5 protein-coding genes are annotated in these 13,206 nt (G+C 46.0%); all 5 read right to left on the minus strand.

The window, feature by feature from the left end:
* Window positions 1–44 precede the first annotated feature (44 nt).
* The 5 genes from AC0YN6_RS18520 to AC0YN6_RS18540 all read right to left on the minus strand — a co-directional run bounded on the left by AC0YN6_RS18520 (window position 45) and on the right by AC0YN6_RS18540 (window position 13,203).
* Window positions 45–9,242, minus strand: a complete 9,198-nt coding sequence (locus tag AC0YN6_RS18520; protein ID WP_475748604.1) for a PA14 domain-containing protein — start codon at window positions 9,240–9,242, stop codon at window positions 45–47.
* Window positions 9,230–10,672, minus strand: a complete 1,443-nt coding sequence (locus AC0YN6_RS18525) for a low copy number virion structural protein (RefSeq protein WP_475748605.1) — start codon at window positions 10,670–10,672, stop codon at window positions 9,230–9,232. The genes AC0YN6_RS18520 and AC0YN6_RS18525 overlap by 13 nt, the downstream gene beginning before the upstream one ends.
* 120 nt (window positions 10,673–10,792) lie before the next feature.
* Window positions 10,793–11,428: a hypothetical protein gene (locus tag AC0YN6_RS18530; protein ID WP_475748606.1), complete on the minus strand. Its 636-nt coding sequence runs from the start codon at window positions 11,426–11,428 to the stop codon at window positions 10,793–10,795.
* 143 nt (window positions 11,429–11,571) lie between these two features.
* A complete protein-coding gene (locus AC0YN6_RS18535; RefSeq protein WP_475748607.1) occupies window positions 11,572–12,018 on the minus strand; it encodes a hypothetical protein in 447 nt (148 codons plus the stop codon).
* 120 nt (window positions 12,019–12,138) lie between these two features.
* The gene (locus AC0YN6_RS18540; RefSeq protein WP_475748609.1) at window positions 12,139–13,203 is read right to left on the minus strand and encodes a hypothetical protein; all 1,065 of its coding nucleotides are present in this window, start codon (window positions 13,201–13,203) and stop codon (window positions 12,139–12,141) included.
* Window positions 13,204–13,206 lie beyond the last annotated feature (3 nt).

The following is a 13,206-nucleotide window of genomic DNA, read 5'->3' on the forward strand; positions in this document are numbered from 1 at the left end:
GCGATAATCTCCTCCTTTGTGGTATGTAAAAAGCAAGAGGGGCATTACGCCCCAATTACTTTGATGAAAATAAAGCTACTGATATCTTCGACGCCAAACTGATAATTGGCTTCGATTGTAACAGCACCGGCCACTTCATTAAGACCTGAAATGGTCACTTGCGCCTGTCCACTTACATTTGTAGTAAGTGTCTGATTTTGCACAATTCCTTTTGAATCTTTAATCATGACTTGCAGTGATTGATTGCCAGCAACAACCCAGTTCTCATCCCGCAGTGTAATCGTTACTGTTGCCGAGTCATTCTTGCCCTCCAGCACAGATGCCTTGTTTGTCTTCATGTCGACAAAGAATCGATTGGCCACATCGGATTTGTAGAAATTGAGCAAGGCCATATGTGTTAAGTCATCACACATTGCCTGGTACTTGGTCATGAGACTTGTTCCTGGCTGCGGCTGATCATAGAAGTAAACCTCTCCTGCTCGATTCGTGATCAACTCTGTTACCTGAACGCCATCTCGGAAGATGATGACATCCTTGTTTTGCAGAGGATTACCATACCGATCGATAACCTTTGTAGTTACGAGCACCTTGCTGCTGCCATTGGCTGGTAGCGTCTTCGGTGAAATATGAAGCTCCACCCCTTTGACCGTTTCATCCAGCTTGTTTGTAAGATACAAGAAGCCACGATGATTGTGATTCAGGATTGGATTAAAGCTCACTTCATCGGCCCGATAGAAAGGTGTCTCGAGAGCCCCTTCATAGATGATCTCCATATCCGTCATCCGCTCAGGATCGTAGTTGCTGTGCAGTACGACATGAGCCACATCGCTTACTACATCATGATTCATATCGATGTAGTAGCTGTACATTGGGATGTATCGGAATATGATTTCGTCTGTGATCCCAATTGCGCTCAAGAAGGAAACACTGGATGATTCGGGATCAAGAAGATACTTATCTGTCGATATTGTAACACCATTCAAAATGACTGACAATGTGTTAGGATCAACATCACGATAGGCTAAATAGTATTTGGCAAATCCATTTCCATTCATCTGATCGGTGTAATAGAGTGTTGGCTGAACAGATACTAAATCACCATCTTCACTAAAGACTTCTTCATAGAAGCTAGTCTTTCGCAAGTTGTTTCCTTCATTGTCTCGAACGATGATTGCGGCTCCCTGTTGCGGACGCGGCTGAATCAAGATCTGATGGTCAACCGGTGTTTTTACATGCCGAACCTTGCCTGCATAAAGTGCATACTCCTTCTCTTCGAAGTAATAGTATCCATTGTGAATCATGGGATGCCATGGCAGTGGTGTCTGTTCTCGCACACGCGCATTCACTTGATACCCTAGATACGGGGTCAGGTTTCGGCTTGGAATCAGCTGCCGGCTGCCGGCTGGCTCCTGCCATTCCAGCTTGATATGTGCAGACCCGCTTCTCTCGTAATAGGCAGCGTATATGTCGTACCATTTACCACCCTGCAGATCTATTGATCCTGTAAAGGTGCTTCCATTACTATCGCGCCATTCTTCGATGACATCCTGCCCATTGATCTTGAGCCTAAAGCCATCATCGCTTGTTGCAAAGAATTTATAGGAGCCAGTTGTCGGCGCAAAGATGTGCCCTTTCCATGTTGCTGAGAAGCCGTCATTTGGATTGTCGTCTCCTGTAATCTCCAGTTCAGGAAGATACGGCTCTGGCTTGTCAGGCGTATAGATGTCCGTTGGCATATCAGGATCAAAGTAATCCTGATTTATTTCTCGATAATCCATCCAGTCGGGACGATCCGGAGCAGTGAGTGGCTTGATCGTAACGCCCGCATACACTTTGGCATCCTTGTTTGTTGTCGACGTTTTGCGACCTTTATCGTTTCGCCAAGTGGCCACCTTCATCATTAAGTTGATCCAGATCTTCATCTCATTATCTGAGAGGTGCTGAACGAAATTTCCAGCGCAAGTAATGGTGGAGTGCCCCGCTTCCGAAAAGAAGACATTGCCCACTCCCTTCAACCAAGCAAATGTTGGAGTGGCACTGAACATATAGTATTGTACTCCTCCAGACACATGGCCTGTGTGCGAAGGCGTTATGGTCATTTCTTGACTCATGTCGTACGGGTACATCATCCATGATTCGACCTGCTTGGGCTTGATTACAGATGTGACTCCATTGGATGCTGCAGTGGATACTGTAAATCCAAACTCGGTGAGCAGTCCACGAATAATCGGCTTCGCTGTGCTGCTGCCCATATCGTGCGTGAAGATGATAACCTTCCCTCGGCGCTTGAACTCGCGTACAAACTCGGCCATTGCGGCATCAGTGAAATCCGCCTGAACATTGCAATCCACTGCCGTAAACGTAAGAACATCGTAATCATTAACATCGTGAGCTGTGTAGTTGGCGTACAAGTCCAAGGTGACTTCAATATGCTCATACGGACTAAAGTTGCCGAACCGCTCAACTGCTTGCTGAATGGAAGTCTTCCCGTCAGGACTTAGCGTGACCAGTCCTGGTGGCTGCAGTTCAAGCACACGAACGGTGTGGTCGTTACTGAAGTACGTCTTATGATCACTGTTGTCGCTGGTGATCTTATAGTTTACTGTCAGATCGGATTTGCTGATTTGCGGATGAGCTGTCAAGAAGTCGTTTAATTCCGATTCAAACTCTTGATCCATCGTCCTATCATGCGTCTTGACTTCCGATAATTTAATTCCGTCACCTGTCGGTCGCTGCACGCTGGTTGTGATGGCGTGTCTGTATCTGCTGTCCTGAACAAATGTAGCGAGCTTCATTTTGGATGCTTCGAAGTCCCAGAAGAAAGTCTTTGGCTGTGAATGCGTCAGCGGTCCCCATGCACCTCGCAAGATCGCATCTGGCGACTCGTCACTGAAGTCGAACTTCAGATTATTGTTCACATACACTCTGATGTTGCGTCCGACCAGCTTCACTCGAATTTCATTTATTTCTCTTGCTGCAAACGTCCACCCCTCTGGCAGATGTGCGAGCCGAATCTTACTGTAGTTTAGTCTCGCCACGCCATACTGCGAAGGATTTGTGCATATGTTTCGGTAGATAGCCATACCGTTAACGCCAGTTCCACCCGTGCCGCCTCGAGACACGTAGGCATCCATTTCAAAGGAATAGTAGTTTAGCGTGACCCGATCAAACCGGAATAGCGCACCATACATGTCGTCGTCTCCAGAGTCGATCTCCTGCACTTTAAAGGAGAAGCCGTAGTTGTCTAAGTTTAAATGGTCTGGGTTGTACCAGCCAGATCGATAGCTTGTGTTGTACAGGTTGGTTACTTTCGGATATCCAGGTTCAGGTGGACCGTGCCAGTCACCTACATCTGTTCCGATATTCTCATCGAATTTTGACCAGGTGCCTGTAAAGTTGCTGACATCAATCGGCTGACTGTCGGGATAGGAAATCTCCATGTCCAGATTATAGATAAAGCTTACGTTATCACTGATCGCTTCCATGGCCTGGAATGCTTCGGCAGCCGGAGCCTGTGGATCTGTAAACGGCGAGTAGTAAGACCAGTTAAAGTTAATCTGTGGATCAATGCGAGAAAAAGCAAATTGTCCAAGATAGTTTGCCTTGTCGGAATCGAACTCTCCAACAACCTCATAAGACTGTATGTGAATCCAATCTTTAGATCGAAGCAGTGATCGCTCTAGTGTAATCTGGTCTCCGCTGATCACGTATTTGGTGTCGTCTAGCTTTACTCCGTTTAGATACACGGATGCTCCTTGCTTGACTGGATTCTTGAGCGTATATTCTGCATCCAGCTGCCCCGTGCTGTATCGCACATAATAGGTTCCAGGTGTCAGATAGGATCCGTGAAGCTTAAAGCTTTTTCCTTCGAGCGTGTATCCGTTGATGCTGCTCATCGGAATGTCTGTGTTATTCTTGCGAACGGATACGACTGTAAAAGGTGGATCATCCTGCATTTCAAATTCACTCTGCATAGGAAGATCAACTATCTTTTGACCACCCGCAGTCCCGCTAACCTCCACATAATCACTAGTCCGCGTCGCATCTATTAGTGTAACGATTTTTCCCGACACCGTGTAATGCGTTCCGCTAACTACAAGAGCTCCGTTAACTTTCACTGCTATACTCCATGGATCTGGCGCGTAGGAGAGCTCTACGCTCTGCTGTGGGGTCACACTCATGTTTGTTGTAACCACGTAGTCTGCTGAAACAATGCCTTGATTATAGATAAGGATTTTCCAATTTCCTTCTCTTGGATTATCAAAGATCATGTGTTCAATCGAAACATCTCCACTGTAGCGATATCGATCAGCCGATGTGATATTCGTTCCGTCAGCAAAAGTGATTGTGTCAATGGGCTCTGCTGACCAAGTGCCATTATTGTATTGGATGCCAAAGGACTCGTTATTTGGAGCAACAATCATCATGTCTGGATACTGATTTCCCGCCTCTATCATGAACGAGGCAGCCACGGATAGATTCGGCGTATTTGCTGGAACATACACTGTGTGTACAGTGCTAAATTGCAGCGGATCGATCATGCCTCTTATCGGTGCAATCCCAAGGAAGAATCCTTCTTTAAACGGATCTCCATCTTCCTGCGTGCCGACGACCTCCTGCTCCACTAGAAATACCTGCTCTTTCATTCGGTAGTCTCCAGTGACAATGAATCCTTCGCGCTGGACGGCAGTCTCCTGTGGGTACTGATAGTATTCGCCGAGCAAACCTGACTCTGCCCCCTGCTCATCTTCAACCCACGCCGACACAAACGGATTGTCCGTGATAACTTCAACCTTCATAGAATCCATCATAACGGAATCATCGTAATCAGCTTGCCTCATTGGATCAATCGTTACTGTATCAGGAATGACTGTTGTGCCTGCCATATCAGCATGAAACCCGCGAGTATCCTGAACCCAGTCTGTGCTCCAGTCTGTGAACCAAATGTAGGCATCTTTAAATTCTGATGAGAAGTTTGCTGTCTTCTTGAACGCATCATAGTAGAAGTCGACCCTGTTGTCATTCACCTCAATAACTGGCGGCTGGATGTTCACGAGATTGTCCGGTATAAATACAACATCGACTGGCACTCCGATTAGCGCGGCCTTACCTGCACCCTCTCCAAAGAATGGGCGCTGCCCATTTACTTTTCCGTGTCCAATGTATTTTCCACTTGTCCATGGCACGTATCTAGGATCAATATCGCAGACAACAGCTGCACGATCATTCTGGCGATTCGTCTTGATGATCGGCTCTTGATTAATGACGTTAATGGCTGCTCCTTGATCGACAGCATTTCTTGTCGTCACATTCGGCTCACCTTCCCAGTACATCCAAGTAAAGCTCTGCTTGCCAACTGGGAATTTATGCAGCAGATAATTAACGTCATCAAATATCGCCGGCATTGGCTCTCCTGTATAAGGCTCCACATAGTGTTCATGATTAGGTGGGATGTCGACATAGACAATAGTATCACTCGTAACTGTGCCTTCCGCTATGATGTCGGCAGGGAACGTGCCCCTATACCATTCGGTCGTCTTAATTAGAAGCACATCGTTTGTCTTCGTGTGTTCATTTACAACACCAGAGAGTTGCCACTTCCATGCATCGTACTTCTCGTTGATTGTGCCAACATTATCCGTGAATGTAATGGTGTATGTGGCCCAGTTACCACCGGTGAAACCCTTGAGATCCGCCGCTGCGATCCAGCCTTCATAGGCATGAACCTTTGTCTCAAAGTCCTTTTCTGTATGAATGGTTGTTGGCTCCGACTTCCACATGATTAGCTTGGTGCCATCATATTTGCTCTCTCCACCATCGGCTGGCGCAACCAAAGTATATGTCGGCTCCACGCTGGCAAGCGATGGGTTATCCGACTTGAATTTTGTAATCTCTTCCTTGAAGAAGTCTTTGATGTTGTTAAACACTACACCTGCTGATGCTTCACTAATGTGATCAGGCGTTACCGAGAATGCTCCACCTTTAAGGAAGGTAGTCTTAACAAACTGTCCGGCATTGGCGGGATTGTAGTTTGTAACAATAATCTTTGCGTCTCTGCTCGCTTCAATCTTTCCGGCAGAACTATCTTTAACAATGCCACTGACTGTATTAATGATATATTTGCGACTTGGTATATCTAATTTTGCTTTTACGCTGGCATCCACATAGGCGCTTCCCTTAGCGGAAATTTCCTTTGATCCGACCCCGTTAAAAGCACTCCAGCCTGTTTCAGGAACGCGGCCCTCAAGCTCCTCCCACTTCCTTACACGGACCGCATGAAACTCAACGGCTTGCGATATGGTCGCCATCCCAAAGCTTCCTGAACTCCATTCGGTTTCGAAAACGAAGATAGGATACCATTTTGCAGATGGTTCATAGATTTCATCTGGATGCTTAATGGCGATCTCAGTGTGCTTGCCCATGGATCGGACTCGCACAGAGTGCATGCCATCGAGTGCCCATCCATTACCTCCGGCCAGTTCATTTACGTTGACGCGTGTCATTTTACCATTCGTCACCTTGTAGATGCGGCGATGTTGTTTTTTCCATCCTGTACCGGTTTCATATAAATTCCACATGGAGTCACTTGCCGTATAAGTTGGACTTGATTTAACAACACGCGTATCCCACATCGTTGTACTGGAGATATCAAAACCCTCTAGATTGTCGCCAGCTCGGTAAGAGTTTTTGATTCGTTCATTACTCTCCCACAACATCACGTAGAAATCCTTAGGACTCTTTGCTTTGAAAATCAGACCTACGATATCATCATCCGCACCATTATCGACAACCCACTTACCATTAATAAAGCGAAGCATTCCTGCATCATTAGAGGCATGAATGGGCTTGAAGTCAAACTCTGCTTCATAGTGCGTCCAGTCTTTATATTTGTTGGCCATAACACCGCTGAACAAGCTACGGTTTGCTGTCTCATAAACATACCCATTAGCATTCAGCTTCCATACATCTTGGGATCCTGCTCCAATGTAAGTTCCTGCGCTGGATGTAAAGAGGTCTTTTGCATCCCCGAAATCCTCCTTCTCGACACTTGCATTCCAATCAACAGCATATTCGAGATTCTTCTGTGGGACTTCGCCCTCGATAACCATCTTCATTTCAAATGATCGCGTCTCTGGAACCTTCACCACTTCTTCAATCTTATATTTGAATGCCTTAGCTGGATAGGCATCGATGCCGACCTTGAATCGGGACTCATTATAGGTAAGATACAGGTCACCTCGAACCTGAATGCTGTACTGAAATTTAATCTCTGGATAGATCATAATCGAATGCCGCTTCTTTCCGCGCATGCGAGCTGCATACTTAAACGGAAGAACCATATTCTCAGCATCAGGTTTCTTCACCATGAGGTCATCTTGATCTCCGATACCAGAATGGAAGGCTGGTATTTCCTCAGGGCCACCACTTACCTTTGGATACAGTAGCGTAGAGAATCCTTTTCCGTCCACGTAGTTGTTTTCATATTTTGAATCCTGCCACTGCTCTCCTGTATCTTCGTGAACCCATCCAGCGTCAACATTAGCAGACATCGGCACGAAGCTCGTAATCATTGTCTCATTGACTTCGACCGCAGCCTGCTGTGTAAGCTCCCCGTCTTGTGCGGATATGCTTACCGAGCCGTTCACAATACCCTCGATTTGAATATAGGAATCGCTTTGCTTAATGACCTTAACTATTCCGTTATCTGGCACACCCCAAGTCACCCGTGGCGAGTCTCCATTCAAGACCTGTGCGTAGATTGTCTTCACATCACCTGGTGCAATAGACACTGACTCAGGAATAAGCCGAAGCACACGTTCAGCTTCTCCAGACACCTCGATGACTGTATCGCAATAGTCACCATAAGCTTCGGCCCGAAGAACGACACGACCTTTTTTGGCAGCCCACACCTGAATGCTTTTCCCAGAATATGAATCTACCTCGGCTAGTTCTGATCCTTCAATGATGCTCCACTTGATATCATCGTCGCTGTGACCCATGTCTTTATAAAGTGGCTGATAGAAAACCTGTACGGATGCTTTATCATTGGCCAGCAGGGATATCTTCTCTGGCACTGTATGGAAGCGGGTCAGTTGTTTCTTCCAAGTCGCTATCTTTACAGTTGTATCTATCTCATCATGCTCACCGTCTACGAATAGAGATAGCTCCAGTACCTCATGAGCCTCCGGTGTGATGCGATAACTTAGCTCATTAATCTTCTCTATGACCGCTGCACCCGACACGATCTCCAGGCTTGTGGCATTTATTTCGAATCGCTCATCATTTTCATAAGACGCTTCAATATGAATGACAGCAGGATCCCCGACAAAGAATCGTTCCTTTTCCCGCACAATTTCGATTCGGCCCTTTGGACGATCGACCGTGACTGTAACCAGATCGAGATTTCGCCCATTGTAAGTGATTTGCATAGCAGCTTCGCCCTCTGCAATGCCGGTAATCAGAATTTTGTTATCTGATTCAAGCGATGCCGTAGCAATACTCTCATCCAGTGTCCAATGAATGAGATCCGGCTGAACGCCAGATGGCAGAGACGATTCAATTTGAAGAGACAACAATCCTGTCATGCCTCGGACAACGTGAATGCTTCCGCTGCTTGCTGATGCCTCACGAATAACTTCTTGCACCCCTTGAATAGCGTATACATAAATACGCTCCTCGAGCTCAGCGACAATCCTGGCGTCACTGAAAACAACATGAACGGAAGTGATCATGCATTCTTGTGGCAGTGGAATGGTTGCATTGCGAATCAGGATGTCATCAATCATTCCTTCATAAAGCGGAATGCGTGAACTGCTGTCTTTGACTAGTTCATCATTTAGTTGCGGGCCGCGAATCCAATCGGTTTCCACTTCGATCTCCGGACGCATCAGGCTGCTGCTCCACGCAATCGGAGATGAGCTGCCGTCTGCCATAAGACACATCATCTGCACCTGCGGATCTCTGGATCTCAAAACGTATCCATGAAGGATGGCTTCTGGATGAAATGCAAGGAGATTTTCGTACTCTGCTCGGCATAACTCCAGCACAGATTCATCCGTCAGTACGCGGTGGCTTTCTACGCTGCCTGTTGTTGTGTCAACCCAACCTAATCCTTCATAAGCCAATTCATTTTTTCGACCCGCACCATACTCGACATCCATGTAGATCTCGTATTCGAAATTTAGAGTGATGATTGGCACGATGCCGGCTTTGATTTTATAATCGTAATTTAGGATCCCCATACGCTTTCACTCCTCCGCATGTCTAATTTCAACTTATAGTTCTTCCATGTCGAGATGTCAGAGTCCCAAATGTTTGGCAGGTAGCCGAGACCGGTAAGGCTCTTGTCGATCGTATCCCAGAATCCCTCATCCCAGTTTACGTCTCCCCACATAACTGGAGCCACTTGATTGATGTAGTTCACCCACTCCATTAACTTCGGGCTGGCTTGTCCATCTTCTTCAAACATCATGCTATGTAATGTTTGATCTTCTTTATTATGGAGTTCATATTTCTGAATGCCTTTGATGACTGTGACCGTGTGCGTTGTCTTTTGATTTAGTGGCTGAATCAATAGGTGTCCATACTCGTCGACCGACATCACGTTTGGCGGAATCGAAGTGCCATCTACGCGAACTGTCCGTGGATCGAGATAGGCTCCACGAAGGCAAAGCATTTTAGTATCGTCCAGCCAGGTAACGCGCTTGATAAGATTCAGCTCTCTGCCAATGGCATAAGTTAATCCGATATCACCTGAGTTAGAAACGTACCTAAACACATCTTTAATACGTTCCCTATAGTTGTCATTCTTCTCTAGATAGAGGCGAGGTGTGCCGCAAAGTGATCCGAACTCGTCAAAGGCATTCCATAAGTGATGTGGTCGCCCCTCACTTCGAAACTGCTGCCGATTCCCGTATGTCGTTACATTGACATCTATAGGGCCAAACTGCTTTAAGGCATATAGCCTGCGCCTCTCATAGTCGATGATGCCGGATGCCCCTGCGTGATTATAGAAGAACTCTCGAAGTGTTGTAACGATTGTCAGCGGACCGTCTGTGTTTGTAATCTCCAGTGTGTCACTGGAATCGATGCTTGGCAGATCGTACACATAGATCCAGTCGAGTATTCTTTCATCCACTTCATCAATGAACTTCTGATCCCTGATGTCGTCAAGCATGCCTTTCGCTTCATCCAGTGACATGCCAAAGTGATTCAAGAACTGCTGACCAGTACTATCTCTGCTTTGTCTGATCGCTGTCCATGTCGGAAACTCATCAGCCATGCTCTGCGTGTAGGATGAGTACCAGTAATGATTCATGAAGATGCCGATTATGCTAGATCCACTGGTTATCATGGTGGAGCTCAAGGTTCTTTTCTCTTCATCAAAATGCGTATCCAGCTGTCGCCAAAGACTAACTCCATCGTAGATGCAAATGACAGCGTGCCTAACTTCAACAGCTGTCATGAAGTTTGTGAATCGAAAAACCACATCCGTGCTTCCTGAGCCATCGAGGTCTACGACATACTGCATCGCTGTTGGATGATAGTGGGCATAGCTACTATCTTCTAAGAAGACGGGCTTGTCTTGGATGTCTGCCCTAATGCTGCGCGACGACGTAACTGGCCTTTCGCTGGAAAGATACAGCTCGCCAAGATCGGTTATGTAGCTCAAAACAATCCGCTCCTTTACCTATTTGTTATTGCAAGGCGTTACAAACTATTATATCAGAAGGCGGACATAAATAAAGAGCATTTCAACCTGATGGGCTGAAATGCTCTTTGGTGGTTCATATTACAGCGTGTTGTCGATTGCTGTGACAGAGTAGCTGTATTCTGATCCATTTGCGACAGTTGCATCATCGTACAAGTTAACACCTGCAGCGACTTGACCAAGGAAGGTGTGTGCGCCACCATCGGAAGTCAGCTTGCGGTATACGCGGTAGCCAGCAAGGTTTTCGTTCTTCTTCGGAGTTCCGCCGTCAGTAACAGCATCCCACGAAATACGGATGTTTCCATCGCCAGAAGTTGCTGCCACATTTCCAGGTACAGAAGGAATTGTTTTTGCAGAAAGGTTAGCAGACAGTGCGCCTTCATTTGGCGTAGTTTCATCGTCGATTGCAGATACAGCGTAGATGTAGCTTGCACCATCTAGCATCGTTGTATCTTCATGCGTTGTAACCTGCGAGCCTGTTGTTGCTGCAACTGTTGCGATTACTGCGAATGAATCACCAAGCACTGCTTTGCGGTATACACGGTAACCAGCCAAGTCGTTTAGTACTTCATCATTGGCGTCTTTTGATACCGGATCCCAAGTCAGGATTACTTTGCCCTGTTGAACTGTGTAGGCAAGGTTCAGGACTTGTGCTGGTGCAAGAAGATCACTTGCAGTTGCGATGATTGGAAGAGACTGATTGGATTCCAAAAACATTGAACTTCACTCCCATTAGAATATTTGGTAAAGCTTATTGCTACTGGCAAAGTCGGCAGGTGTTACATCGCCCGGATCCCGCTCTGCCAGTAGATCTATGTCGATGTGGTTGTAGGCAGCATCGACAATTTCAGAACAAACCATTAGACTTGTCCGATTGCCTCTTTCTTTCGCTCAATATGCTCCTTGCGATTTTCTAGAAACTCGCTAGATTTCACATAGGCATACCCAAGGTAATCAAACAACCACTCTTCTTTTGGCTTTTCGCCATTCGTGATTTCATGAAGACCCAAGATCGAATCCAGCATAGACTCGATCTCCATATCTTCAGCAGTCACGCTCATGCCATTCATCCTCTTCTTCGTGATTCTCATGAAGGCAAACAAGATGAACTCAATTGCAGATATGCCCTGATTCGGCTCTATTTTTTCAGACGCTATTTTGAACAGAATTTCATTAACGATAATCTTATCTTCCGGATCAAGTGCCGCAAAAATCTCTGGTGTCATTTCACCTGAAGCGATTTGCGCTCGAATAATGGTTTCGCGCTGCACCTCGTCTGAAACTAAGCTAACTCGCTCTCTTGCCATAGCGAATCGCCTCCTTATAGTTGAGTAATATGATTGAGTTACAATACCAATTTGTCACATTTTGTAATGCCTTGCTTTATTATAATACTATACGTCATATAGTTCAATAGGACTATAAAATTAAGTCCAAGTGAGTCCGTAGCTTAATTGCTTTACGCTAGGTGGCAGTACAGCCTTTAGGACAATCTTTTTTTCAACTGGTGACTTTGCTGTAAAATAAAACAAGGTTTCAGGAGTTATCTTCTCAAAGGTGACTCCTCCATCACGAGATATATAATACTCCTCTTCCACATCTCCTACGTCCGATGCTTCGTAAAGCTCTAATTCGTTCACCTGACTGGATAAACTATTATTTGAATCTGAGACATCAAGCATATAATACTGATACGATCCAGGGGTTTGTACGTCATACTCCCGCTTTTGATCGACGATCCATCCTGTCTGATTGGATCGGATGTCAACAGCAACCCAAGTTGCTTTATCATTCGAGCCTTTAAGCTCCCATGTTTTGGGCGCTTTTGCTGTATTATTTACGCTTACCGCATATTTGAAGACTGTTTTTTTATTCCCCGCACCCAAATCGATGCCAGGAGTCATGTACTTTTGGGCCGATTGGTAGCTGCTGGCGGGGGACTTATCAAAAATCATCCACGGAAAGGTGCTGCTTGCACCATTTGAACCCAATGTACTATAAGGGGCCGGGGTGGTGCCAGATGTCATTTTAGGAACAATATCCTGAAAGCCAGTGATCACTTCTTTTTCAACAACAAGGACGGCCTTTTCAACTATCGCATCTGCTACTTCTTGTGTCGTAACAATTGTATAGCTGCCTGATCCACTTGCCTTAACCAATCCATTGATTGTATCAAGTGTGTATCCGCTGCTCTTGGCGGCATCAATCCCACTAGCATCCAAGAAGTCCTCGAACACCATGTTCTGATGCCTGTATCGCATTGTCTTTGCTACGACATTCAGCTTAGCATTAGCTTTCATGATATTGATGGCATCATTCACTATAAGCTTATTGGCCTTGGCTACCACCCTATCCAGCGATGCATCTAGATCATCAATGCGCTCTCTGACGCTGGAGGCTGACCCCTCAACGCCAGCCCCCAGCACATTTGTTCTAGTCTGCTTTTCACTTTTTGCTGCTTGATTTGCAGCTCCATAGCTTATTACATCCATATC

The organism is Paenibacillus sp. J22P15 (assembly GCF_056269345.1).